The sequence below is a fragment of the Kocuria himachalensis genome, assembly GCF_054784195.1.
In genome coordinates this window covers 81,379-106,250 of record NZ_BAAGPL010000006.1, presented here as the reverse complement: position 1 = coordinate 106,250, position 24,872 = coordinate 81,379, and the positions used below count along the sequence as shown (strand labels likewise).

Genomic DNA, 24,872 nt, shown 5'->3' with positions numbered 1-24,872 from the left:
ACACTTGTCAAATTGTTACGAACCCCTGGGCTGACGGTGCCGACGCTCCTAGGGTCAAGCCATGTTTGTCGATCCGCAGCGCTGTTGTCGCTCCTCGCGAATGCCCTGACGAGCCGGCCCCGGAGCGTCGCTGCTCTCCGCCGAGGCCCTCCTCACAGCCCTCGACCACCCCGCCGACCCGGGGCGCGCCCACTCCGCGACACCGTTCTCCATCCACGAGCCCGAACCTTGCGAGGAAGACCCCATGACCACCACTGCCACAGTCCCCGCGACGACCACTGCGACCCGTTTTCGCCTCACGAAGCTGGGTCAGCACATCGGCGCCCGCATCGAGGGCCTCGACCTGTCGGGGCCCCTGGACCCGGACACGGTCACCGCGATCCGGGCCGCGCTCAACGAGCACAAGGCCCTGGTTTTCCATGACGCCGGGATCACCACCGACGACCAGCAGGAGGCCTTCGCCGCCCACTTCGGGCCGCTGACCACCGCCCACCCCACCGTGACCTTCCACGAGGGCATGCCGAAGACGGTGCTGCCCGTGGACAGCGAGGAGTCGGTGGCCAACCAGTGGCACACCGACGTCACCTTCGTGGTCAACCCCCCGCAGGTCTCCACCCTGCGCGCGGTCGTGCTGCCCCCGTACGGCGGGGAGACCCTGATCGCCAACACCGCCGCAGCCTATGGGTCCCTGCCGGAGGAGCTGCAGCGGTTCGCGGAGACCCTGTGGGCCGAGCACACCAACGCCTCGGACTACATCCGGCCCCGGTCGGTGCAGGGCGAGAAAGAGCAGCACTACCAGGAGGCTTTCGTCTCCCGGACGTTCCGCACGGTCCACCCCGTGGTCCGGGTCCACCCGCTGACCGGGGAGAAGGGGCTGTTCATCGGGGCCTTCGCCCAGCGGCTGAGGATCCTGGGGGTCTCCGCCTACGAGTCCGCCGATCTGCTGCGGCTGTTCCAGGCCCACGTCACCCGCCCCGAGCACGTCGTGCGGGTGGGGTGGGAGCCGGGCCAGGTGGTGGTCTTCGACAACCGCATCACCCAGCACTACGCGATCGACAACTACGACCGTGCCCCGCGCAAGCTCAACCGCATCACCGTGGCCGGGGACGTCCCGGCCGGGGTGGACGGGCGGCGCAGCCACGCCCTCGAAGGGGACTCCTCCCACTACTCGCAGGTCGTCGAGCTCGCCTGAGCCGCCGTGGACCGGCGGCGGAGGGGCCGGCCCCGTTCACGCTCCCGAGGAGGGGCCGGCGGGTCACCAGATGTTCACGCGCTCCTCGGGGGCCAGCCACAGGTCGTCGCCGGGTCGGGTGCCGAAGGTGTCGTGGAACGCGAGCATGTTCTGCACCACCCGGTTGCAGCGGAACTCGTCCGGGGCGTGCGGGTCGGTGGCCAGCCGGTTGACCAGCTCCTGCTCCCGGGCGGTCGAGCGCCACAGCGCCGCGTAGGCGTAGAAGAAGCGCTCCGCGCCGGTCAGCCCGTCGAGCACCGGGGCGCTGTCCTGGTCCAGGCCCCGCTCGGCCAGGGACATCCGGTAGGCCACCAGGGCGATCTCCAGCCCACCCAGGTCCCCGATGTTCTCGCCCACGGTGAAGGCCCCGCTGACCCGGTGCCGGGCCGGGTCCAGCCCGCGCGGCGTGCAGCCGTCGTACTGGGCGATGAGCGCGGCGGTGCGCCTGGCGAACTCCGCGCGGTCCTCGTCGGTCCACCAGTTCTCCAGGTGGCCCCGGGAGTCGTACTTGGCGCCCTGGTCGTCGAAGCCGTGGCCGATCTCGTGGCCGATCACGGAGCCGATCGCGCCGTAGCACACGGCGTCGTCGGCGTCGATGTCGAAGAACGGCGGCTGCAGGATCCCCGCGGGGAAGACCACCTCGTTGAGCACGGGGTGGAAGTAGGCGTTGACCCAGTGGGGATAGAGGAACCACTCCCCGCGGTCCACGGGGGTGCCCATCTTCCCGACCGTGCGGTCGTGCTCCAGCGCCAGCCCCGCCCGGACGTTGCCGAGCAGGTCCCCGGGGTCCAGCGCCAGGGAGGAGTAGTCCCGCCAGGCCTCGGGGTGGCCGACCTTGACCGTGAACGTGGACAGCTTCTCCAGGGCGCGTGCCCGGGTGGCCTCCGACATCCACTCCAGCCGGGAGATCCGCTCCCGGTAGGCGGCCAGCAGGTGCGCCACGAGCTGCTCCACGCGGGCCTTGTGCGCCGGCGGGAACCAGCGGGCCACGTACTCGCGCGCCACGTCGTCGCCCAGGACCCGGGTGACCAGGAACTCGGCCCGCTTCCAGCGCTCGCGGGGACGGCTGATCCCGGACAGGGCGGTGCTGTAGAAGCGGAAGTTCTCCTCGACGAACGGCCGGGGCAGGAACGGGGCGCGCTTGGACACGATCCGCCACGACTGCCAGATCCGGATCTGCTGCTCGGACCACTCCTGCCACAGCCGGCCCAGCTGTGCCGCGAAGGAGGGCTGGCGCACGATGACCCGGTCGAAGGTCCCCGCCCCGCGCTCCGGGGCGGTGCCCTCGAGCCACGCCGTCCACGGGAAGCCCGGCGCCATGGCCTCCAGGCCGGGCACGTCCACGGGGTTGTACATCTCCTCGACGTCCCGCGCGGAGACGGTGTCCCAGTGGGCGGCGGCGAGCCGCGTCTCCATGGCGAGCACGGTCGCCGCGGCCTCCCCGGCGGGCACGCCCCAGCGCGCCGGCAGGCCCGCCAGCTCGAGCATCGCCGCGACGTGGGCGGTGAACGCCGCGCGCAGCCGCTCGTGCAGCGGGTCCGTGTAGTAGCTGTCCGTGGGCAGGGACAGCCCGTCCTGGCGCAGGAAGAACGAGTAGCGGGAGGAGTCCCGGGAGTCGTTCTCCACGAAGAAGGACAGCGGCCCGTCCACGCCGGTGCGGTGCAGGGCGGCCGAGGCGCGGGCGAGGCCCTCCTTGCCCCGGGCGGCGTCGAGCACCGCGAGGTCCGGGTCCAGAGCGGCGCGGCCGCGGCGCTCGATCTCCTCCTCGTCCAGGAAGGAGCGGTACAGCGCGGCCATCCGGGACCCGGCGGGGGCCTCCTGCACGATCTCGTGCACCCGTTGCGTGTTGCGGTCGGTGAGGATCACGGAGGCGCCGTCGAACGCGCGGTCCTCCGGCAGCTCGTGCGCCTCGATCCAGCCGCCGTTCACGTGGCGGTACAGGTCGTCCTGGGGGCGGACGCCGGGATGGACGTGCTGCAGCTCGAGGCCGGAGTCGGTGGTCACGGGAGCGTCCCCTGTCGTCGTGGCGGGGCGGAAGGCGCGGGGCGGCGGCGTCCGCCCGGCTCCAGCCTACGGACGACGGCGCCGTGGCCCGTCTCGCGCGGGCCACGGCGTCCGTGGTGCTCGTCACACCCGGCCGGCGGGTGCGGCGACGGGTCAGCTCGCGGCCGGCTCCGGGCTCTGGGCTCCGGCGGCCTCGCCGGTCCCCAGCCACTTGCCCTCGAGCTCCTCGAGGGTGCCGTCCTCCCGCATGGTCGCCAGCGACTCGTTGACCTGCTCGAGCAGGGCCGTGTTGCCGGTCCTCACAGCCAGGCCCAGCTGCTCACCGGTCTCGATCTCCTCGACCAGGCGCAAGTCCGGGTTGTCCGTGATGGCAGGGCCCATCACGGAGATGTTGCCGATGACGGCCTCGACGTCACCGGTGTTGAGCCCCTGGATCATCAGGGCCGAGTCCTCGTACTGCACGACCTCGGCGTTGTTCTCCTGGGCCTGGGTCTCGCCCGTGGTGGCCTGCTGCACGCCCACGCGCTTGCCCTGGACGTCGGCCACCGAGTCGATGTCGGCGTCCGGGGCGACCAGCAGCGCGAGGTTGTCGTCGAGGTAGGGGTCGGAGAAGTCCATGACGGACTCGCGCTCCTCGTTGATGGTCATCCCGGAGGCGGCGAGGTCGCACTGGTTCGAGTCCAGGGCCACACCCGACTGGATGCCCTCGAAGGACGTGCGGAGGAACTCCGTCTCGACCCCCATGTCCTCGGCGATGTTGTTCACCAGGTCGATGTCGAAGCCGACGGTCTCCCCGCCCTCCGTGAACTCGAAGGGTCGGTAGGGGATGTCCGAGCACACCGTGAGCGTGCCGGGGGTGATCAGGCTGATCTCCCCGCCGTTCGCGCCCGTGTCGCCGCCGGAGGCCTCCCCGCCCTCGTCGGTGCTCGTGCACGCGCTCAGGGCCAGCGCGGAGACGGCCAGCACGGACAGGGTCGCTGCCCCGTGGAACCTGCTCTTCATGGATCTGTCCTTCCCTCGGGAGGTGGCGGGCCGCCGCCGGCTGCACGGCGTCGTGCCCGGTGCGCGGCCCGCCGGTGAATGTGCCTCAGTGTAGGTCTTCAGGCGTTGCCGGGATGTTGCACACCACTGGTCAGTAGTCAATTCATTGTCCCCACTCCGGGCGACGACTCGGGGACGACCCGCCCGGGCGATCCCCGAGGGGCCGCCCGTCCGGATGGTCCGTCCCGATCGGGCGGCCCGGCGGGCGCGGCGCGCAGCACGGACCACGGCGGCGCACCCGGCGGCGGCGCACCGACCGGCGCCGGCCGCGTCCGGCGGATTCGGCACAATGGGCCCATGACCCGCACCGAGCACCCGCGCCGCAGTACCCAGGAGGGGCGATGACCGCGCCGCAGGCCCCCGCGAGCGTGCGCGTGGACGTGTGGCTGTGGGCGGTGCGCGTGTTCAAGACCCGCTCCGCCGCCACGGCCGCGTGCCGCGCCGGCCACGTGAAGATCGACGGCACGTCGGTCAAGGCCGCCCAGCCGGTGCGGCCCGGCCAGCGGGTGGCCGTGCGCCGTCCCGGCCACGAGCAGGTCCTGGAGGTGGTGCAGCTGCTGACCAAGCGCGTCGGAGCGCCGGTCGCCGCGAAGGCCTACGTCGACCACAGCCCACCCCCGCCCCCGGCGCTGCACGCGGCGGTGCCGCGGCGGGACCGGGGCACCGGCCGGCCGACCAAGAAGGACCGCCGGGAGATGGACCGCCTCCGGGGGCAGTGAGCCGCCACGGCGCGCGGCGTTCCGTGCACTCTCCCAGGAAGACGCAGAATAATCCCCACTGCACGTGTGCCGTGGGTCACCCCGCCGTCCGGCGGTCCGACGCGCGGCCGGAACCGGAGGAGTTCGACTCATGGCACTGCTGGACACATCGGTGTGGACCGGAAAGATCTACGTCAACGGATGGCGTGAGGGCCGCGGCGGCACCGAGGACGTCACGAACCCGTCGACCGACGAGACGCTCGGGCGCATCGGCTTCGCCTCCCCCGAGGACGTGTACGAGGCGGCCGAGAAGGCCGCGGCGGCGCAGAAGGAGTGGGCGGCGCTGAAGCCCTCCGAGCGCGCCGGGGTGCTGCGCCGCGCCGGCCTGCTGTTCGAGGAGCACGCCGAGGAGGTCATGGACTGGGTGGTCCGGGAGACCGGGGCGATCCAGCCCAAGGCCGGGCTGGAGGCCTCGGTCGCGGCCGCGGAGTGCTACGAGGCCTCCGCGCTGCCGACCCACCCGCACGGGGAGTACCTGCCCTCCGACGCCCCGCACTGGTCGCTGTCCCGCCGGGTGCCGGTCGGGGTGGTCTCGGTGATCTCGCCGTTCAACTTCCCGCTGATCCTCTCGATCCGCTCGGTGGCCCCGGCCCTGGCCCTGGGCAACGCGGTGCTGCTCAAGCCGGACCCCCGCACCTCGGTCACCGGCGGCGCGCTCATCATGCGCGTCTTCGAGGAGGCCGGGCTGCCGCCCGGCGTCCTGCAGCTGCTGCCCGGCGGCGGTGACGTCGGGGCCGCCACGGTCGAGGCCCCGCAGGTCGACGTCGTGTCGTTCACCGGGTCCACGGCCGCCGGCCGGCACGTGGGCGCGGCGGCGGCGCAGCACCTCAAGCGCGCCCACCTGGAGCTGGGCGGCAACAACGTGGTCATCGTCCTGCCCGGCGCGGACGTGGACCTGGCCGCCGGGGTGGGGGCGATGGGCTCCTTCTTCCACCAGGGCCAGATCTGCATGACCACCGGGCGCCACCTGGTGCACGAGGACCTGCACGACGAGTACGTGGACAAGCTCGCGGCGAAGGCGGAGGCCCTGGTGGTCGGGGACCCCTCCGGCGGACCCGTGCACCTCGGCCCGATCATCGACGAGCGCCAGCTCAAGGCCATCGACGCGATCGTGCAGGAGACCGCCATCGCCGGCGCCCGGGTGGTGGCCGGGGGCTCCCACGACGGACTGTTCTACCGTCCCACGGTGCTCTCCGAGCTGACCCACGAGATGACGGCCTGGAAGGACGAGATCTTCGGGCCGGTGGCGCCCGTGATGAAGGTGAGCAGCGCCGAGGAGGCGGTGGAGTTCGCCAACGCCTCCGAGTACGGGCTCTCGGTGTCCATCATCGGGGACGTCGGGGAGGCCATGAAGATCGCCGACAGGATCCGCTCCGGCAAGATCCACATCAACGAGATGACGGTCGCCGACGAGGCCAACGCCCCCTTCGGCGGCACGGGCGCCTCCGGCACCGGCTCCCGGTTCGGCGGGCCGACCGCGAACATCGACGCGTTCACCGAGACGCAGTGGATCACGATCAGCCCGGACGTCCCGCACTACCCCTTCTGAGCACCGCTCCGCCGGGGCGCCGGCCCGTCCGGGCGTGCGCCGCGGGGGCGGGGAGTCGTCGGTAGCCTGGACCGGTGACGACGACCTCCCGCCCCCGCGGCCTCAACAGGCAGATCCTGGCCCTGGCCGTCCCCGCCTTCGGGGCGCTCGTGGCCGAGCCGCTGTTCCTGCTGGCGGACTCCGCGATCGTCGGCCACCTCGGCACCCCCCAGCTCGCCGGCGTGGGCGTGGCCGCGGCCGTGCTGCAGACGGTCGTGGGGCTCATGGTCTTCCTGGCCTACAGCACCACCCCGGCGGTCGCCCGGCACCTCGGCGCGGGCCGGCTCCAGGAGGCCGTGGCGGTGGGCCGGGACGGGCTGTGGGTGGCCGCGGGGTTCGGCCTGCTCCTGTCCGCGGCGGGCTGGGTGCTGGGCCGCCCGCTGCTGGCGCTGATGGGCGCGCGCGGCGAGGTCCTGGAGCACGCCGTCGTCTACCTGCACTGGTCCCTGCCCGGGCTGACCGCCATGCTCCTGGTGCTCGCGGCCACCGGTGTGCTGCGCGGGCTCCAGGACACCAGGACCCCGCTGCTCATCGCGGGGATCGGGGCCGCGGCCAACGCGGGGCTCAACCTCCTGCTCGTGCACGGCGCGGGCCTGGGGGTGGCCGGCGCGGCGATGGGCACGAGCGCCGTGCAGTGGGCCATGGCGCTGGCGTACCTGCGGATCCTCCGCCGGCTCGCCCGCGAGCACGGCGTGGGGCCCGCGACCACGTGGCCCCGGCTCCGCTCGCACCTCACCGTGGGCTCCTGGCTCATGCTGCGCACCGTCTCCCTGCGGGTGGCCATCCTCGCGACCGTCCTGGTGGTCACGGGACAGGGCGCCCAGAACCTCGCCGCGCACCAGCTCGTGCTGACGGTCTTCAGCTTCCTGGCCTTCGCCCTCGACGCCCTCGCCATCGCGGCGCAGGCGCTGCTGGGCCGGGACATGGGGGCGCGGGACGTCGAGGACCCCGCCGAGCGCCGGGCGATCCGGGCCCTGATGAACCGGCTGGTCCTGTGGGGGCTCGGCTTCGGCGTGCTGACGGGCCTCCTCGTGGCCCTGGTCGGGACGCGGCTGGGCTTCCTGCTGAGCCCCGATCCCGCGGTGCAGGCACTGTTCGCGGCGGCCCTGCTCGTGGTGGCGGTCGGCCAGCCGCTGGCCGCCTACGTCTTCGTCCTGGACGGGGTGCTCATCGGTGCCGGGGACGCCCGCTACCTGGCGGTCGCCGGGGTGCTCAACCTGGTGGTGTACGCCCCGCTGCTGCTCCTCGTCGCGCACTCCGCCGGGGCGGGGACCGGGGGGTTCGTGTGGCTGTGGACCGCATACGCCGGGGGCTACCTGGGGGCCCGGGCCCTGACCCTGGGGCTGCGCGCCCGCGGCGACTCCTGGTTGCTCCGGAACGCTCGGTAACAAGCCGGAGCGCACCCGGCGTTGTGCGGCAGATCACCTACGATGCAGACATGAACAGTGATTCCCGCGCAGAGAAGCAGTCCTCCGCCGACTCCGTGCACAACGTCGTGCTCGTCGGCATCGACGGCTCCGACCAGGCCCGGCACGCGCTCGAGCGCGCCGTCGACGAGGCCCGGGCCCAGGACCTGACCGTGCGCCTGCTCGGCGCCTACCCGATCATCGGGGTCGGGGACCCCGGCCTCGAGATGCGCTTCACCGAGGCCGTGATGAAGGAGAACGCCGAGCACCTGGCCGAGGCCCGGCAGACCGTGGAGCAGGCGGGGCTGCGCGTCGAGGTCGTGGAGGCGGGCGGGGACGCCGCCAAGGCCGTCGTGGAGCAGTCGGGCGACGCCGCGCTCGTGGTCATGGGCAAGCGCGGTCGCGGCGGCGCGCTGCGCGGCCGGCTGGGCTCGGTGTCCGCGGCGGTCGCGGCGCACGCCAAGTGCCCGGTCATCATCGTCCCCGAGGCCGCGGAGATCCGGCACTCCGAACGGCGCGGCGGCAGCGCGGGCGACTTCGCGCTCGAGGCCGACGGGCCGGTCAAGGCGGACCAGATCGACTTCACCGGCCGGGTGGTCGTGGGCCTGGACGCCCTCGGCTCGCGCAGCCCGGCGCTGGGCAAGGCGGTGGCGTACGCCCAGGAGCACGGCAAGGCCCTGGCGCTGGTCTCCGTGAACGGCGCGTTGTCCGGCACGCCCTCCTGGTTCCAGGACGAGTTCAACCAGGCCCGGTACTTCCACGAGGCGGACCAGAAGCTCACCCAGATCTCCGACGAGATCGCCGCGCAGCACCCCGAGCTGACGGTCGAGCACCACATCTTCGTGGGCCGCCCGGCCCGCATCCTGATGAACGCCACGCACACCGCCGACCTGGTCGTGGTGGGCTCCCGCGGCATCGGCGGCTTCCGGGGGCTGCTGCTCGGCTCGGTGTCCCAGGCGGTGCTGGAGAACGCCGCCGGCGCGGTCATGGTGGTGCCCGCGCACCGCTCCTGAGCGGCTCCTTCCCGGCACCCATCCCCACGGCGCGACCAGGAGGCAGCGGCACATGACCGAGCAGATCGTCGTCGGCTACGACGGCTCCGAGAACAGCGAACGAGCCCTCGACTGGGCGATCCAGGAGGCCGGCGCCCTCGCCGGCGAGCTCAAGGTGGTGGTCTCCACGGGACGTCCCGTGGCCGTGGACCCCAGTCTCTACGGGCCGTTCCTGGAGGCGATCGAGGAGGAGGCGGACAAGGTCGCGGCCGCCGCCGTCACCCGGGCCCGGGACGCCGGTGTTCCGGCGGTCGCGGTGGTCGAGCGCGGTGACGCGGCCGGGGTGCTGGTCCACGAGTCGGAGCAGGCCGCGTCCCTGGTGCTCGGCCGCCGCGGCCGGCGGGGAGTGCGCGGACGCCTCGGGTCGGTCACGGCTGCGGCGGCGGCGCACGCGAAGTGTCCCGTGATCGTCCTCCCGGACCGCTGGGACCCGCAGGCGCGCGCCGCCCGTGCCACGGCCGGCCCCTTCGCCGCTCGCGTGGCGGTCGGCGTGGACCGGCTCGGCCGGGACAACCCGGCCGTCCTGGCGGCCGGCCGGTACGCCGCCCGGCACGGTGCGGGCCTGGCGCTGATCACCGTGGTCCCGGAGGCGCTGAGCATGCCGACGGGCTCCGCCGACCTCGACCGGGCCGTGCGCGAGCAGCTCACCGAGCCCGCCCGGTCCCTCGTGGACCAGGTGGCGGCGTCGGTCCGGGAGGACCACCCGGACCTGGACGTCCAGACGTACGTCTTCTCCGGTCGGCCCGCGGACCAGCTCGTGGAGGCCGGACGGTCGGCGGAGCTCGTGGTGGTCGGCAGCCGCGGCTACGGCGGGTTCCGGGGGCTGCTCATGGGTTCCGTGTCCCAGGCCGTGCTCAACGAGGGCGAGGGCCCCGTGATGGTGGTCCCGACCCGGAAGAAGGACTGACCCGTCCGCCGGCAGGAGGAGCCCCCGGCCACGGGCGGCCGGGGGCTCCTCCTGCGGGCGGATCCGCCGACCGGCGCCGGCAGGCCATCCTGGGGACGAGCCCGCGGACCGGCCGCGGACGGACGGGAGCGCACCGTGGACCGCAGAGCACTCGCCGTGACCGCCCTGGCCGTCACCGCGCTCACCGGGTGCTCGGGCCCGGTGCAGATCCCCGACCCGCCGGCCGGGTCCAACGTCCTGGACTCCGCCGACGTCCTGACGGAGGAGCAGGAGCGCCGGCTCGACGCCCTGATCGAGGACCGCGGCGCCGGCACGGACGCCGCACGCGTCGCCGTGCTCACGGTGGCCGAGACGGACGGGTCGATCGAGGACTACGCCCGCGAGGTGGCGACCGCGTGGGAGGTGGGCGACGCCGGGGCGGACAACGGCGTGCTCGTGGTCGCCGCCACGCAGGACCGGGAGCTGCGGATCGAGTCGGCGGACGGGGTGCGCGAGCGGTTCTCCGACGACGAGGCGCAACGCGTGGTGGAGGACGTGCTGGCACCGGCCTTCGCGGACGGGCGCTACGCGCAGGGCCTGGGCGAGGCCGTCGAGCAGATCCACGTCTACGCGCAGGGCGGGGAGCCGCCGCAGGAGCCCTTCGACTGGGCCCTGCTCGGCTGGGTCGCGGGCGGCTTCGGCCTGGTCGGCGTGCTGGTGGCGTGGTGGATCGCCGCGGACCTGCGCCGCCGGCGCCGGATCGCCGACGAGGAGCTGCGGGCGGCCCGGCAGCGCGACCCGGAGCTGCGGCTCACCGAGGAGCAGCGCGCGGCGTACCGCACGTACCGGTACCACCACCGCAAGCCGGACGCGCTCACCGACCCCGCGGTGTGGCTGCCGCTCTACCTCGCCAACCCGGCGCTGTACTCCGCCGGCTCGAACGGCGGCCCGAGCGGGGACGGACAGGGCGGCTCCTCGTTCGGCGGCGGTGGCGGCTTCACCGGCGGCGGGGCGTCCGGCAGCTACTGACCGTCCCGCACGGAGCGGGAGACCGCCGGGCGCGCGGGACCGCCGGGCCACCGCGGAGCTGATGGGTGGCGCGGAGCAGATGGGGTGACGCGGAACCGCTCAGGCGGGGAGCCCGCGCCGGGCGGCCACGAGGGAGAGCAGGTGCCGGTGCACCGTGGTCTCCCCGGTCAGCTCGGGGTGGAACGAGATGCCGACGACGGCCCCGCTCGCCACCGCGACCACCGCGCCCCGGTGCCGGGCGAGGACCTCGACGCCCTCGCCGACGCGGGTCACCGCGGGGGCCCGGATGAAGGCGGCGCGCACCACGTCCCCGCCGCCGCCCCAGGCGAGCACGACCTCCTCGGAGGCCGTCTGGGGGCCGAACGCGTTGCGGGCCACCGTGACGTCCAGGACCTCGAGGGACTGCTGACCGGGAGCGGGGTCCTCGATGCCGGACGCGAGCAGGATGAGCCCGGCGCACGTGCCCAGCGTGGGCAGGCCGCCGAGGACGGACTCCCGCAGGGGTTCCCGCAGCCCGAACAGGCGCAGCAGCCGGTCCACGGTGGAGGACTCCCCGCCGGGCAGGACGATCGCGTCCAGCCCGGTGAGCTGTTCGGCCGTCTTCACGAGCACGGGCTCGGCGCCGAGCTCCCGCAGCATCGCGGCGTGCTCGGCGACCCCGCCCTGCAGGGCGAGGACGCCGACGCGGGGCGGGGAGGTCACCAGCCGCGCTCCGCGAGCCGGTGCGGGGCGGGGAGGTCGCCCACGTTGATGCCGACCATCGCCTCGCCGAGCCCGCGGGAGGCCTCGGCGATCTTCTCCGGGTCGTCGAAGTAGGCGGTGGCCTTGACGATGGCCTGCGCCCGGGCCGCGGGGTTGCCGGACTTGAAGATGCCGGAGCCCACGAACACGCCGTCGGCGCCGAGCTGCATCATCATGGCGGCGTCCGCGGGGGTGGCCACGCCGCCGGCGGTGAACAGCACCACCGGCAGCTTCCCGGTGCGGGCGACCTCGAGGACGATGTCGTAGGGGGCCGCGAGCTCCTTCGCCTTCACGTAGAGGGCGTCGGGGGAGACCTGGTGGAGGGCCTGCAGCTCGGCGATCTGACCGCGGATGGTACGGATGTGCTTGGTGGCCTCGGAGACGTCGCCCGTGCCGGCCTCGCCCTTCGAGCGGATCATCGCGGCGCCCTCGGCGAGCCGGCGCAGGGCCTCGCCCAGGTTGGTGGCCCCGCACACGAACGGGACGGTGAAGCGCTGCTTGTCGATGTGGTTGACGTAGTCGGCGGGGGAGAGCACCTCGGACTCGTCGATGTAGTCGACCTCCAGGTGCTCCAGGACCTGGGCCTCCACGAAGTGGCCGATGCGGACCTTGGCCATGACGGGGATCGAGACGGTGGCCTGGATGCCCTCGATCAGGTCGGGGTCGGACATGCGGGCCACACCGCCCTGCGCGCGGATGTCGGCGGGCACGCGCTCGAGGGCCATGACGGCCACGGCGCCGGCGTCCTCGGCGATGCGGGCCTGCTCGGCGGTGACGACGTCCATGATGACGCCGCCCTTGAGCATGTCGGCGAGACCGCGCTTGACCAGCGGGGAGCCGGTGAGCGGGGTCGCGTCCGAGGCGGTGGTGGGGGCGGAGTTCTGGGCAGGGGTGGTCTGCAGATCGGTCATGGGCTCCATCCTCCGGCCGGAAGTGGTCCACCGACAGGTCCACCATCGATAGAATCTGTTGGACCACAGGAACGGTCGGAGGAGGAGGAGCGTCCCGTGCGGCATCCCCACGACGTCGAGCTGCCCGTGCGCGTGGACCGGTCCGGTCCCGCGCCGCTGCCCGCCCAGCTCGTCCAGCAGCTACGGGAGCTGGTGGTCTCCGGGGCCCTGCGCCCCGGGGACGCGCTGCCCTCGACGCGCGGGCTCGCCGCCCGGCTGGGGATCTCGCGCGGCTCCGTGGTCACCGCCTACGACCAGCTCCACGGCGAGGGCTACCTGCACGCGACCAACGGGGCCACGGTGGTCCACCCCGACCTCGCCCGCTCCCGCGCGGAGCCCCCGGCGGCCCGGCCCGGCCCCCGCCCGCCCGCGGCGCCGCCGCGCCGGACCCGGGAGCGGCCCATGATCGACCTCACGCCCGGGCGGCCCGACACCGGCCGGCTGGCCACCCCGCAGTGGCGCGCCGCGTGGCGGGACGCCGCGGCCGCCGCCGGGACGGGGGCGCCCCCACCCCAGGGCTCGGAGCCGCTGCGCGGGCAGATCGCCGAGCACCTGCGGCTGATGCGCGGCGTGGTCCGGGACCCGGAGGACCTCTTCGTCACGGCGGGCGCGCGGGACGGGCTCCAGCTCCTGCTCGCGGTGCTCGGCGGCCACGCGGGCCGCGGGCTGCGCGTCGCCGTCGAGGACCCCGGCTACCCCTCGCTGCGCCGGGTGCCGGAGCGGCTCGGCCACGAGGTGCTGCCGGTGCCGATCGACGAGCAGGGGCTGGACCCCGCCCGCCTGCCCTCCGGCGCGTGGGCCGGCCCGGTGGAATGGGAGATCGAGCGGCCCCCGGACGCCGTGATCGTGACCCCCAGCCACCAGTACCCCCTCGGGGCGTCGATGCCCGCCGCCCGCCGGCTCGAGCTGCTCGGCTGGGCGCGCGCCCACGACGCGCTGATCGTGGAGGACGACTACGACTCCGAGCTGCGCTACGTGGGCGAGCCGCTCCCCGCGCTGTCCTCCCTCGACCACGCCGGGGGCGCCGTCCCGGAGCCTCCCGCCCCGGGACGGCTGCTCGGCGCCGGCGGCCACGTGGCCACGCTGGGCTCCTTCACCAAGGTCCTCGCGCCCGGGCTGGGGGTCGGCTACCTGCTGGCCCCGCCAGCTCTCCGGAAGGACCTGCTGCGGCTGCGCACGGACCTGGGCAACCCCGCCTCCGCGGTCGCCCAGGACGCCATGGCCCGTTTCCTGGCCGACGGCGGGCTGCGCCGGCACACCGCCCGGATGCGGCGGGAGTACCGGCGCCGGCGGGACCTGCTCACCGCGGCCCTCGCCGGGGTCCGCGGGGTGCGGGCCGTGCCCATGGACGGGGGGCTGCACGCCGTCCTGGAGTTCACCGGGGAGGTGCCGCTGGAGGAGCAGGACGTCGTGGACCGTGCCGCCGCCGCGGGCGTGCGGGTGGCGGCGCTGGGCTCGTACTGGGCGCACGGCGCGCGGGGCGGCCGCCGCGGCGTCGTCGTCGGCTTCGGCGCCACCGGGGCCGCCCCGGAGGGCGACGCCCTGCCGGACGCCCTGGCGATCCTGGCCCGGGTGCTCTCGGCGACCGGGCACGGCTGCGCTCGCTAGACTGACCGGTGCCCCGCAGGCCTCCCGGCCGGCACGTCCCCCGAAAGGCGCACCGTGAACCCCGATCCGAGCACCGGCATCCACCGCGACCTGTTCGCGCCCACGCTGCTGCGCGCGCTCGTGGCCCTGGTCCTCGGCGGCGTGACCGTGTTCTGGCAGGAGCCCACCCTGCCCGTGGTGGCCTGGGGCGTGGGGCTGTACCTCGTGCTCACGGGCGCGGCGAGCGTGCTCCTGCAGCTGCGCCTCAACGGCAACGACCACGTGGACATGGGCCCCACCCGGCAGATCCCGCAGTCCTACGGCGTGCTGTACCTCCTGGGCGGGGTCTTCACGATCCTGGGCGCCGACACCCCCGCGTGGCTGGTGGTCTACGCGGCGTCCATCATGGGCCTGGCCGGGCTCACCGAGCTGGCCCTCGGGCTGAAGTTCCGCACGACCTTCCCGCTGGGCCGCGACTGGACCATCGCCGGACTCGTCACGGTCCTCGCGGCCACGGGTCTCGTGCTCGTGGTGGACCTCGGCGCCAAGGCGCTCTTCGGGGTGGTGGGGGCCGCCGCGGTGGTCATCGGCGTCACCCACCTGCTGGCCGCCCTCACCCTCCGGCACGAGGACCGGCGGGGACGGGCCCCCGCCGGGACCGCGTAGACTGGGCTACCGCACGGCAGGCCCCGGCCGGCCGAGGACATCAGCTCACGAGGAGGACCAGTGGCACAGCGCAAGGGCTCGAGAGGCGGCTCCCGGGCCGACGTCAAGGGCCCCCTGATCCTGTCCGCCGCGCTCGCGGCGGTCGCGTTCGTCGCCGTGGGGATCTTCGCCAGCGGCGGCACGGACAACGGCCCGCGCCTGGACCTCGCCTTCATCGCCGCCGGCATCGCGTTCATCGCGACGCTCGTGATCAGCGCCACGCTGATGATCGTCGAGAAGCCCAACGACCCCCACCTCGGCACGGGCACCGGCGTCAACCGCTCCTCGGCCAAGCTCTACGCCGAGGCCCGGGCCCGCCGGCAGGCGGCCGCCCGGCCCCCCGGCGAGGCCGAGTTCGGCCAGCGCGTCCGGCCCGACACCGAGGGCGAGGACCTCCTGGGCCGCCGCTCCGCCGACGGCACCGGCCCGGTGGACGGCACGGACGACGACGGCCCCGCCCCGCGCGCCTGAGGCCCCGCCCGCTCGCGGCCCCTGCTCGCCGCACGTCCCCGCTCGCCGCAGGTCCCCGCTCGTTCCGGACCCCCGCCCCGGAGGATCCTGTCCCGTGGACAGCCCTGTCGCGGCCGTCCGTCTCCTCGGTAGATTGGGACGGCACCTGAGCAGCAGGGCCGGACCCCGCGCCCTGCTCGAGACCGGACGACGGGAACCAGCATGAGCCAGCAGCCGGAACCGCCCACCGAGGGCGACGACGAGTTCGAGCGGAAGGTCCAGCAGCGGATGGCCGACAAGCGGGAGGCCGACGCCGACCGCGATCCCACGGACGTGGCGCAGGAGGACTACAAGTCCGAGCTGCCCGAGCTCGAGGAGAACGAGGACAGCCCGGTCGACCCCGGCCAGGCCGGCGCCTGAGCAGCACCGCACGGAACGCACGACGCCCCGGGGAGGACCGTGGTCCTCCCCGGGGCGTCGTCGTGCCCGGCGGGCTCAGCGGCCGAAGCGCCGCAGCCGCAGGGAGTTCAGCACCACGAACACGGAGCTGAAGGCCATGGCGGCGCCCGCGATCACGGGGTTGAGCAGGCCCGCGGCCGCCACGGGGATGGCCACCGTGTTGTAGGCGAAGGCCCAGAACAGGTTCGACTTGATGATCGACAGGGTCCGGCGGGACAGGGCGATGGCCGTGGGCACCGAGCCGACGTCGCTGCGCACCACCGTGATGTCCGCGGCCTCGATCGCCGCGTCCGTGCCGGCGCCCATCGCGATCCCGAGGTCGGCCTGCGCCAGGGCCGCGGCGTCGTTGACGCCGTCGCCCACCATGGCGACCACGCGGCCGTCGTCCTGGAGGTCACGGACGACCGCGACCTTGCCCTCCGGGCTGACGTCCGCGACGACGTCCTCGGCGGCGATGCCGGCCTCCGCGGCGACGGCCCGTGCCACGGGCTCGTTGTCGCCGGTCAGCAGCATGGGCCGCAGGCCCAGCCCCTTGAGCCGCCGGACGGCCTCGCGGGCGTCGTCCTTGACGGTGTCGCGCAGGTCGACGAAGCCGACGAGGGCCCCGTCGACGGCCACGAGGATCGTGGTGAACCCGCCCTCCTGGGCGCGGCGCAGCGCGTCGAGCTGGGTGCCGTCCAGGCGCACGCCGTTCTCGGACAGCCAGGTGGTGCGCCCGACCACCACCGAGCGGGAGTGCATCCCGTCCGCCACGTGCGCGCGGACGCCGCCGCCGGGGGCCGAGACGAACCCGGAGACCGGGAACCGATGCGGGGTGGCCGCGACCAAGGCCCGCGCGATGGGGTGCTCGGAGTGCTGCTCCACGGTGGCCGCGAGGTCCAGCACCTGGTCCCGGGAGTACCCGGACACGGGCGTCACAGCCGCCACGGAGAGCTGACCGCTCGTGACGGTGCCCGTCTTGTCCAGCACCACGGTGTCCACGGTGCGGGTGTCCTCGAGCACCTCGGCGCCCTTGATCAGGATGCCCAGCTGCGCGCCGCGCCCCGTGCCGGTGAGCAGGGCCGTGGGGGTGGCCAGGCCGAGGGCGCAGGGGCAGGCGATCACGAGCACGGAGACCGCGGCCACGAAGGACGCGTGCACGTCCCCGGTCAGCAGGAGCCAGCCGACCAGCGTGGCCAGGGCGATCACCAGGACGACCGGGACGAAGACCCCGGAGATCCGGTCGGCCAGCCGGGCCACGGGGGCCTTGCTCGCCTGCGCCCGGGACACCATCCGGCCCATCTGGGCCAGGGTGGTGTCGGCGCCCACGCGGGTGGCCTCGACCAGCAGGCGGCCGTTGGTGTTGATCGTGGCCCCGGTGACGGTGTCCCCGACCTCCACCTCCACCGGGAGGGACTCGCCGGTCAGCAGGGAGGTGTCCACGGCCGAGCGGCCGTCCACGACCACGCCGTCGGCGGCGATCTTCTCGCCGGGGCGCACGACCACCAGGTCCCCCGGGCGCAGCTGCTCCGCGGGCAGGCTCGTCTCGACGCCGTCCCGCAGGACCACCGCGTCCTTCGCGCCCAGCTCCAGCAGCGCGCGCAGCGCCTCGCCGGAGCGGGCCTTCGCCCGGGCCTCCAGGCAGCGGCCCAGCAGCAGGAACGCGGTGACGAGGGCGCCGGTCTCGAAGTAGAGCTGGTGCCCGCTCATGTCCATCGTGTGGCCGAGCATCGCGCCGGCCGTCATGCCGGGCTCGCGCAGCAGGTTCCACAGCGAGAACAGGTACGCGGCGGACACGCCCAGGGACACGAGGGTGTCCATGGTGGAGGTCAGGTGCCGGGCGTTGATGGCCGCCGAGCGGTGGAACGGCCACGCCGCCCACGTCACGACCGGCAGGCTCAGGACCGCGACCACCCAGCCCCAGTGCGGGAACTGGAAGCCGGGCAACATCGAAATCACGAACACCGGGACGGAGAGCGCGGCCGCCACGAGGAGGCGCCGGCGCAGGGACTCGGGCGAGCGCAGCGAGGACGCCTCGCGCCCGGCGACCCTCGTCATGGCGTCGGAGCGCTCCGCGGGACCGGCGTCGTCGTCCCCGGGCGCGTTCGTGACGACGGCCCCGTACCCGGCCTTCTCGACCGTCTCGACGATCTGCTCGTCGCTCACGCCCTCGGGCACGTGGACGGTGGCGGTCTCGAGGGCGAGGTTGACGGAGGCGTCGACGCCCTCGAGCCTGCCCAGCTTCTTCTCGACCCGGCTGACGCACGAGGAGCACGTCATGCCCGTGATCTCGAGCTCGAGGGTGCGCAGCGGCCCGGCGACCTCGGTGGGGACGGCCGTGCGGGTCTCAGGCAACGCTGTACCCCGCTTCCTCGACGGCCTTCTCGATCTCGTCCTCCGACAGCTCGCGGGTGGAGGTCACGACCACGGGGGAGACCCCGCCGGCCACGAGGTCGACGTCGACGGACTCGACGCCCTCGAGTTCGGTGAGCTCCTCGGTGACGGACATGACGCAGTGGCCGCAGGTCATGCCGGAAACGTTGACGGTGGTCTGCACGATGGTCTCCTCGGGGGTTCGGTGGGTTCGTTCAGCGGGGTGGTCCGGTGGGGGCGGTGCGTCCGTCCGGTGGGGCGGGGTCAGCTCTTGAGCAGGCGTGCGATGGCCGCGGACGCCTCCTGGAGCTTGTCGTCGACGCTGGCGACGTCCCCGGACTCCTGGGCGGCCTCGACGGCGCCCACGACGCAGTGGTTCAGGTGCTCGTCCAGCAGGCCGAGGCTCACGGCCTTGAGCGCCGACTGGATCGCGGAGATCTGGGTGAGGATGTCGATGCAGTACTTGTCCTCCTCGACCATCCGGTGGATGCCGCGGACCTGGCCCTCGATGCGCCGCAGGCGCTTGAGGTACGCGTCCTTGTCCTGGGTGTACCCGTGCGGCGGCAGGGTCTGGGTCATGGGTCCTCCTCGGTCGTCCTGCCGTCACTGTATACCCCTCGGGGGTATCCTTCAAGCGTCCGGCCCGGTGCGGCCCGGCAATGTGCCAATCTTGAGGCATGGCTTCACTGATCGAGGACTACGCCCTGCTCTCGAACATGCGCACGGGTCCGCTCGTCTCCCGCACCGGGTCCATCGACTGGCTGTGCGCGCCCCGGTTCGACTCCCCCTCGGTCTTCGGCGCCCTGCTCGGGGAGCCCGACCACGGGCGGTGGCTGCTCGCCCCCGCGTGCACGGTCGCGGAGGGGCCCAACGGCGAGGTCCTCGACGAGGAGGAGAGCGGCGCCCAGGTCGCCGAGCGGTTCTACGTGGAGAACACGTTCGTGCTGCAGACCGTGTGGGTCACGGACTCCGGGTCCGTGCGCGTGACCGACTTCCTCCCGCTGACCTCCCGCACGGACGTGGTCCGCCGCGTCGAGGGCCTCACGGGCGAGGTCGAGATGTACCACGAGCTGCGGGTGCGCTTCGGCTACGGCGCCGTGGTCCCCTGGATCAGTCGCTTCGAGGGGGAGGAGGACCCCGCCGGCGGCGACCCCGCACCGCCCATGCTCGTGGCCATGGCCGGCCCGGACGCCCTCGTGCTGCGCGGGGAGCCCCTCCCCGAGTCCACTGACGACGACGACGAGCGCCGCCACCGCGGGACCTTCACCGTCTCCGCCGGCCAGGCACGGGACTTCGTCCTCACCCACTTCCCGTCCCACCGCACGCCCCCGGCCCCCGTCGACGTCAACGAGCAGCTCACCCGCACCGTGGAGCTGTGGCAGGACTGGTCCGGGCTGTACTCCCCGCCGGCCGCCGGGGAGGACGAGCCCGTGCACATCGTCCCCGTCCGCGGCCACGCCGTGGCCCGGCGCTCGGACGTGGTCCGGCGCTCGCTGCTCGTGGTGCGGGCGCTGATGCACCAGGAGACGGGCGGGCTCGTGGCCGCCCCCACCACGTCCCTGCCGGACGTCGTCGGCGGGGAGCGCAACTGGGACCACCGCTTCGCCTGGCTGCGGGACGCCGCGATGGCCCTCGAGGTCATGCTCGACCACGGCCACGACCGGGAGGCCGCGCAGCTGCGCAACTGGCTGCTGCGCGCCGTGGCGGGCGACCCGCACGACCTGCAGAACATCTACGGGGTCGCCGGGGAGCGCCGTGGGCGCGAGCACCAGCTCGACCTGCCCGGCTACGAGCGCTCCCGGCCGGTCCGCGAGGGCAACGGCGCCGCGGGCCAGCACCAGTCGGACGCCGTGGGGCACGTCATGGTGGTGTTCGAGAGGCTCCGCCGGCGCGGCGCCGTGGAGGACCACCTCTCCTGGCCCCTGCAGCAGGCGATGCTGCGCTCGGTCGTGGAGAACTACGAGGTCACGGACCAGGGCATCTGGGAGATGCGCGGCGAACGGCAGTATTACACGCACTCGCGCGTGCTGATGTGGGCGGCCCTCCAGTGCGGCGTGGACGCCGTGCGCGTGCACGGCCTGCCCGGCGACGCGCCGCTGTGGGAGCAGCTGCGGGACGCGCTCGCCGAGGAGATCTGGACGAGCGGCTACGACCCCGAGGTCGGCTCCTTCGTCCAGTACTACGGGGCGAAGACCGTGGACGCCTCCCTGCTCCAGCTGCCGCAGGTGGGCTTCGTGGCCTACGACGACGAGCGGATGCTCGGGACCGTGCGCCGGATCGAGGAGGAGCTGCGCCATCCCAGCGGGCTCATCCACCGCTACCGCAACGTCCTGGGCCCGGTGGACCCCGACGACCCCGACGCGTACGCGGGGGTCATCGGGGTGGACGGCTTCCCCGGCCAGGACAACCCGCACCTCGGCGCGTCCCTGTGGCTCGCCGCCCAGTACGCGCGGTCGGGCCGCTCGGACAGCGCCCGGAAGCTCGTGGACTCCGTGCTGTCGCGCGCCAACGACCTCGGACTGCTCTCCACCGAGTGGTCGCCCGAGCACCGGCGAATGACCGGCAACTTCCCGCAGACCTTCACCCACCTCGCCCTCGTCCAGGCCCTGGACGCGCTCGACGCCGCCCAGGGACGCCGCGCCGCGGACGCGCCGCACGAGACCGAGGCCGAGACCGTGGGGGCGGCCGTGGCCGAAGCTGTGGGGGAGCCCGTGCCGGGCACGGGCGGGTCGTCCGTCGTCGCCGCCGGAGGCGCCTCGTGAGCCACGCGGCTCCGGCCGACTGGCGGTCCTCGCCGGCGGTCCGGATCGGGCTGTCCGTGTCCGTGGCCACCGGGCTGTACGGCATCTCCTTCGGCGCCCTGTCCGTGGCGGCGGGACTGACCTTCTGGCAGACCGTCGCCCTGTCCGCGCTCATGTTCACGGGCGGCTCCCAGTTCGCCTTCATCGGCGTGGTCTCGGGCGGGGGAGCCGGCGCCTCGGCGCTGGGCGCCGCCACGCTGCTGGGGATCCGCAACGCCGTCTACGGGATGAGCATGAACGCCCTCGTCCGCCCGCGCGGCTGGCGCCGGCTCCTCGCCGCGCACGTCACCATCGACGAGTCCAACGCGGCCGCGTCCTCCCAGGTCCACCCCGTCGAGGAGCGGCGCGGCTTCTGGACCGCGGGCCTGGGCGTGTTCGTGCTCTGGAACCTGTTCACCGTGCTGGGCGCCCTGCTGGGCAACGCCCTGGGCGATCCCGCCCGGTGGGGCCTGGACGGCGCCGCCGTGGCCGCGTTCCTGGGCCTGCTGTGGCCGCGGCTGAGCGCCCGGGAGCCCGTGGCGGTCGCGGTGGTCTGCGGCCTCGTCACAGCCCTGACGATCCCGGTGCTGCCGGCGGGGCTGCCGATCCTCGTGGCCGCCGTGGTCGCGGCGTTCCTGGGCCGCTCCCGCGCGGCCGGCTCGGCCGGGACGGCGTCCGGCGCCGGCGCGGCGTCCGGCCCCGGTGCGCCGTCCGCTCCCGGTGCGAAGGAGGCGGGGGCGTGAGCATGTGGGTCTGGGTGCTCGGGGCGTGCGCGCTCGCCTACGCCCTGAAGCTCGTCGGCTACCTCCTGCCGGACCGGGTGCTGGACGACCCGCGCGTCGGGCGCATGGCGGGCACCGTCACCGTGGGCCTGCTCGCCGCGCTCGTGGTCATGAACGCGTTCGGCTCCGGCCAGGCGCTGGTGCTCGACGCCCGGCTGGGCGCGCTGCTCGTGGCGGGAGCGGCCCTGATGCTGCGGGCCCCGTTCCTGCTGGTCGTGGTCCTGGGGGCGGTCGCGGCGGCCGTGCTGCGGCTGCTCGGCGCGCCCTGACCCCAGCCCTCAGGCGCGATCCGTGGCGTCCTGGGCCCCGACCTCCTGGCAGGAGGCGCCGACCGGGCCCCTTCCGGCAACGGGCGCCGTCAGGCGCCGCTCGGCAGGATGTTGTGGTTGAGGCGGAACAGGTTGCCCGGGTCGTAGCGGTTCTTCAGCTCGACGAGACGCCTGTGCGTCCGCTCCCCGTAGGCCTGGCGTGCCGCCTCGGTGGTGACCGGGCCCTGCTCGGCGCCGAGGAAGTTCACGTACAGGCCCGCGTCGGCGAACGGTTCCACGGCGGCGTGGGCCTTCCGCGCGAACGCCGTGAGGCGGACGTCCTCGGCGGCGTCCGGCCAGAAGCCGTAGACGTTGAGCCAGTACCGTGCGGACCGGTTGGGGAAGGCGGTGGCGCCGGCGGGCACCCGCCCGAAGAACCCCTCCATGTGGTGGACGTCGATGCCCGTGCCGAACCAGGTGATCTCGGAGGCCACGCCGAGCAGGGCGTCGACCACCTCGTCATCCAGGCGGGAGAACGAGGCGTTCTTCCAGTAGCCGCGCGCCCCCTTGGGGAAGAGCTCGTCCATGGCCGACTGCCACTCGCCCCACTGCACGGGGCCGACCTCCTCCTCGTCCGGCGGGGCGTCGGACCGCAGCCGATCGACCAGGCGCAGGCCCTCGGCGTGGTCGGGCGACATCCAGGCGAAAGCGATGATCAGCCAGGGCTCGTCGCCCATCCCGAAGCTGGGCGGCAGCCGGAGGATCGAGAGGATGCCGTTCATCTCGTCCGGCAGGTCGGCCGTCCAGCGGGCGAACGCCTGCAGGGCCGCGCGCCACTTCTCGCGCCCGTAGAACAGGTTCCCGCCCAGCACGGACGGGGGCAGCTCCCGGGCCCGGAACGTGAAGGAGGTCACGACGCCGAAGTTCCCCCCGCCGCCGCGGATGCCCCAGAACAGGTCCGGGTTGTGCTCCGCGTTGGCGTGCAGGTGCTCCCGGGTCCCCGTGATCACCTCGGCGTCCACGAGGTTGTCGAGGCTCAGGCCGTTGCTGCGCGTCAGCCAGCCGACGCCCCCGCCCTGGGTCAGCCCTGCGACCCCGGTGGCGCTCACCACGCCGAGGGGCACCGCCAGCCCGTGCGGGACCGTCGCGCGGTCGACGTCGGCGAGGGTCGCGCCCGGCTCGACGGTCACGCGCCGGGTCCGGGGGTCCACCTCGACCTGCCGCAGGGCGCCGAGGTCCAGGACGAGTCCGCCCTCCACGGTCCCGTGGCCGGCCACGCTGTGCCCGCCGCCGCGGACGGCCAGCGGCAGCTCCGTGTGCTGCGCGGCGGCCAGCACCGGATCGATGTCGGACACGGCGCCCGCCCGCACGACGGCCCGGGGTCGCACGTCGACCATGCCGTTCCAGACCCGTCTCGCCTCGTCGTAGAGGGGGTCGTCGGGCTCGACCAGCGTCCCCGTCAGACGGGTCCGCAGCTTCTCGAGCTCTCGGGCGGTCTGGTGCTCATGCTCCCCGCGGTCCACGGCATTCATGGGACTGGCTTCCTGTGGGCGGGGGCACGCGCCCCCGGGCTGCTGCTCGTGCTCGACGACGGTGCGCAGACCGTCCTCGGCGGTGCCGGACGGGTCTCGGGCGGACTCGGAGCGGTCCGGGCGCTCGACCCCGCCGGGGCTGGAGTTCCGGTGCGGGGGGATGCGGAACGGCGCGCAATGGTGCTGTCACCAGGGTAGGAGCGACCTCGACACGGGACAACGGTCCCGGCGCAACGGTCCGGACACTGTTCCGCCGGGCGGAGGCCGGACAGGACGGTCCGTGGCCGGACGGGGCGGCCGGACCGTGCTCAGGCGAGTGGCAGCACCGGGGGAATGATGCCGTCCTCGATGGCCCGCTTGTAGAGCTCGAGCTTGGTGCGGGCCGGCCGGTCCACCACGGCGTACTTGCGGCGGATGCGCTTGAGGTGCTCCTCCACCGTGGACTCCGCGATCTGCAGCAGACCGGCCACCTCCTGCTCCTGGAGGCCCTCCACGTAGAGCGTGAGCACCTGGCGCTCCCGGGCGGAGAGCTTTGCCGGAGCCCTGCTGGGCAGCTCGGCCAGGGCCGACTGGAGCACGTCGCTCACGAAGTGGCCCAGCTGCCGGGAGAGGCGCATGGTCCGGAAGACGGTCCTGATGGGCTCCCACTTGCCCACGGCTCCGGCCGCCCCGCAGGCGAACGCGGACCGGACCCGGACGAGGTCGGCCGGCGGCACGAGCATCACCACGGTGTGCTCCTGCGCGGTGAGGTCCGTGATGTTCTGCACGAGGCTGCGACCGTCCAGGGTGTTCAGGCTCAGCAGGACCACCATCTCCTCGGCCGGGGGCTCGGCCATGAAGTCGGGGACGGTCCCGGCCACCGTGCTCACCCGCACGCCGTGCTCGGGGTGCTCGACGGCCTCGCGCTGCATCGCGATGCGCGTCATGGGCTGGGGGCTGATCACGGCGGCGTTCAACATGGTGGGGCTCCTCGAGGTCTCCCGCCGTGAGGTGGGCGGGATCTCCGCGGCCGGGGATCGCCGGCCCGTTCCGGCAACGAGAGGTCCGCGTCCCGGGACGGGGCCGGCGGCCATCGGTATATTCGTTGATCGGAATATTTGGCGGGGCAGCTGACGCGTCAGGGCGGGGGATCCTCCGGGCGGGCGTCGCCGGCGGAGATGGTGCAGTGTGTTCCTCCACAGTGGCGGACCCACCCGCGCGCGGGCAAGGCGATTCCGTGCGGACCTGCAACTTCGCACACCGCCCACCGCCCACCGCACCCCGCCCACCGCGCGCCGCCGGACCTGTCGTG

23 protein-coding genes are annotated in these 24,872 nt (G+C 74.1%); 14 read left to right on the top strand and 9 right to left on the bottom strand.

The genetic code is table 11. The features are described from left to right. Window positions 1–244 precede the first annotated feature (244 nt). A complete protein-coding gene (locus ACYVM4_RS04925; protein ID WP_460667814.1) occupies window positions 245–1,192 on the top strand; it encodes a TauD/TfdA dioxygenase family protein in 948 nt (315 codons plus the stop codon). Window positions 1,193–1,255: 63 nt separating this feature from the next. Here ACYVM4_RS04925 and ACYVM4_RS04920 read toward each other — a convergent pair whose 3' ends face one another. Together ACYVM4_RS04920 and ACYVM4_RS04915 are read right to left on the bottom strand one after the other, a co-directional pair. Continuing rightward, on the bottom strand, window positions 1,256–3,235 hold the full coding sequence (locus ACYVM4_RS04920) for a M13 family metallopeptidase (RefSeq protein WP_460667813.1): 1,980 nt from the start codon (window positions 3,233–3,235) through the stop codon (window positions 1,256–1,258). 153 nt (window positions 3,236–3,388) lie between these two features. Next, window positions 3,389–4,237 (bottom strand): ABC transporter substrate-binding protein, encoded by an 849-nt coding sequence (locus ACYVM4_RS04915; RefSeq protein ID WP_368822367.1) that lies wholly within the window; start codon window positions 4,235–4,237, stop codon window positions 3,389–3,391. A 380-nt stretch (window positions 4,238–4,617) separates the two neighbouring features. Between ACYVM4_RS04915 and ACYVM4_RS04910 the strand changes: the two genes are divergently transcribed. The 6 genes from ACYVM4_RS04910 (at window position 4,618) to ACYVM4_RS04885 (ending at window position 10,995) form a co-directional block, all read left to right on the top strand. Beyond that, window positions 4,618–4,995, top strand: a complete 378-nt coding sequence (locus ACYVM4_RS04910) for an RNA-binding S4 domain-containing protein (RefSeq protein ID WP_460667812.1) — start codon at window positions 4,618–4,620, stop codon at window positions 4,993–4,995. Window positions 4,996–5,125: 130 nt separating this feature from the next. After that, a complete protein-coding gene (locus tag ACYVM4_RS04905; RefSeq protein ID WP_368822370.1) occupies window positions 5,126–6,583 on the top strand; it encodes a benzaldehyde dehydrogenase in 1,458 nt (485 codons plus the stop codon). 74 nt (window positions 6,584–6,657) lie between these two features. Continuing rightward, complete coding sequence (locus ACYVM4_RS04900; protein ID WP_460667811.1) at window positions 6,658–8,010, top strand: MATE family efflux transporter; 1,353 nt, start codon at window positions 6,658–6,660, stop codon at window positions 8,008–8,010. A gap of 50 nt (window positions 8,011–8,060) precedes the next feature. Continuing rightward, entirely contained in the window at window positions 8,061–9,041 is a 981-nt protein-coding gene (locus ACYVM4_RS04895; protein ID WP_368822373.1) for a universal stress protein, read from the top strand. Between the two features lie 52 nt (window positions 9,042–9,093). Then, entirely contained in the window at window positions 9,094–9,987 is an 894-nt protein-coding gene (locus ACYVM4_RS04890; protein ID WP_368822374.1) for a universal stress protein, read from the top strand. Between the two features lie 135 nt (window positions 9,988–10,122). After that, window positions 10,123–10,995, top strand: coding sequence for a TPM domain-containing protein (locus ACYVM4_RS04885; protein ID WP_460667810.1), 873 nt, complete (start codon window positions 10,123–10,125; stop codon window positions 10,993–10,995). 99 nt (window positions 10,996–11,094) lie between these two features. Here the strand turns inward: ACYVM4_RS04885 and pdxT are convergent, their stop codons facing one another. Together pdxT and pdxS are read right to left on the bottom strand one after the other, a co-directional pair. Continuing rightward, window positions 11,095–11,697 (bottom strand): pyridoxal 5'-phosphate synthase glutaminase subunit PdxT, encoded by a 603-nt coding sequence (pdxT, locus tag ACYVM4_RS04880; RefSeq protein ID WP_460667809.1) that lies wholly within the window; start codon window positions 11,695–11,697, stop codon window positions 11,095–11,097. Next, window positions 11,694–12,647 carry a pyridoxal 5'-phosphate synthase lyase subunit PdxS gene (pdxS, locus tag ACYVM4_RS04875; RefSeq protein ID WP_368822377.1) on the bottom strand — a complete coding sequence of 318 codons (954 nt, stop codon included), beginning with the start codon at window positions 12,645–12,647 and terminating at the stop codon, window positions 11,694–11,696. Before pdxS ends, pdxT begins: the two co-directional genes overlap by 4 nt. A gap of 96 nt (window positions 12,648–12,743) precedes the next feature. Between pdxS and pdxR the strand changes: the two genes are divergently transcribed. The 4 genes from pdxR to ACYVM4_RS04855 all read left to right on the top strand — a co-directional run bounded on the left by pdxR (window position 12,744) and on the right by ACYVM4_RS04855 (window position 15,848). Continuing rightward, complete coding sequence (pdxR, locus tag ACYVM4_RS04870; protein WP_460667808.1) at window positions 12,744–14,294, top strand: MocR-like pyridoxine biosynthesis transcription factor PdxR; 1,551 nt, start codon at window positions 12,744–12,746, stop codon at window positions 14,292–14,294. Between the two features lie 54 nt (window positions 14,295–14,348). Continuing rightward, on the top strand, window positions 14,349–14,939 hold the full coding sequence (locus ACYVM4_RS04865) for a DUF308 domain-containing protein (protein WP_368822380.1): 591 nt from the start codon (window positions 14,349–14,351) through the stop codon (window positions 14,937–14,939). A gap of 60 nt (window positions 14,940–14,999) precedes the next feature. Then, a complete protein-coding gene (locus ACYVM4_RS04860) occupies window positions 15,000–15,449 on the top strand; it encodes a hypothetical protein (protein ID WP_368822381.1) in 450 nt (149 codons plus the stop codon). A gap of 201 nt (window positions 15,450–15,650) precedes the next feature. Further along, a complete protein-coding gene (locus tag ACYVM4_RS04855) occupies window positions 15,651–15,848 on the top strand; it encodes a hypothetical protein (RefSeq protein WP_368822382.1) in 198 nt (65 codons plus the stop codon). Window positions 15,849–15,923: 75 nt separating this feature from the next. On the opposite strand, the gene ACYVM4_RS04850 is transcribed toward ACYVM4_RS04855, so the two are convergent. The 3 genes from ACYVM4_RS04850 to ACYVM4_RS04840 all read right to left on the bottom strand — a co-directional run bounded on the left by ACYVM4_RS04850 (window position 15,924) and on the right by ACYVM4_RS04840 (window position 18,818). Beyond that, complete coding sequence (locus tag ACYVM4_RS04850) at window positions 15,924–18,146, bottom strand: heavy metal translocating P-type ATPase (protein ID WP_368822457.1); 2,223 nt, start codon at window positions 18,144–18,146, stop codon at window positions 15,924–15,926. 67 nt (window positions 18,147–18,213) lie between these two features. Next, window positions 18,214–18,423 (bottom strand): heavy-metal-associated domain-containing protein, encoded by a 210-nt coding sequence (locus ACYVM4_RS04845; protein ID WP_368822383.1) that lies wholly within the window; start codon window positions 18,421–18,423, stop codon window positions 18,214–18,216. A gap of 80 nt (window positions 18,424–18,503) precedes the next feature. Beyond that, entirely contained in the window at window positions 18,504–18,818 is a 315-nt protein-coding gene (locus ACYVM4_RS04840) for a metal-sensitive transcriptional regulator (protein WP_156269099.1), read from the bottom strand. A gap of 98 nt (window positions 18,819–18,916) precedes the next feature. Between ACYVM4_RS04840 and ACYVM4_RS04835 the strand changes: the two genes are divergently transcribed. From ACYVM4_RS04835 to ACYVM4_RS04825, 3 genes are read left to right on the top strand one after another with little or no spacing between them, the layout of a single operon-like run. Beyond that, the gene (locus ACYVM4_RS04835) at window positions 18,917–21,001 is read left to right on the top strand and encodes a glycoside hydrolase family 15 protein (protein ID WP_460667807.1); all 2,085 of its coding nucleotides are present in this window, start codon (window positions 18,917–18,919) and stop codon (window positions 20,999–21,001) included. Then, window positions 20,998–21,762: an AzlC family ABC transporter permease gene (locus ACYVM4_RS04830; protein ID WP_368822386.1), complete on the top strand. Its 765-nt coding sequence runs from the start codon at window positions 20,998–21,000 to the stop codon at window positions 21,760–21,762. Before ACYVM4_RS04835 ends, ACYVM4_RS04830 begins: the two co-directional genes overlap by 4 nt. Further along, the gene (locus ACYVM4_RS04825; RefSeq protein ID WP_368822387.1) at window positions 21,759–22,070 is read left to right on the top strand and encodes an AzlD domain-containing protein; all 312 of its coding nucleotides are present in this window, start codon (window positions 21,759–21,761) and stop codon (window positions 22,068–22,070) included. Before ACYVM4_RS04830 ends, ACYVM4_RS04825 begins: the two co-directional genes overlap by 4 nt. A gap of 89 nt (window positions 22,071–22,159) precedes the next feature. On the opposite strand, the gene ACYVM4_RS04820 is transcribed toward ACYVM4_RS04825, so the two are convergent. Together ACYVM4_RS04820 and ACYVM4_RS04815 are read right to left on the bottom strand one after the other, a co-directional pair. Further along, on the bottom strand, window positions 22,160–23,581 hold the full coding sequence (locus ACYVM4_RS04820) for an FAD-binding oxidoreductase (RefSeq protein ID WP_460667806.1): 1,422 nt from the start codon (window positions 23,579–23,581) through the stop codon (window positions 22,160–22,162). 308 nt (window positions 23,582–23,889) lie between these two features. Further along, window positions 23,890–24,540 carry a helix-turn-helix transcriptional regulator gene (locus ACYVM4_RS04815; RefSeq protein WP_368822389.1) on the bottom strand — a complete coding sequence of 217 codons (651 nt, stop codon included), beginning with the start codon at window positions 24,538–24,540 and terminating at the stop codon, window positions 23,890–23,892. Window positions 24,541–24,872: the final 332 nt, after the last annotated feature.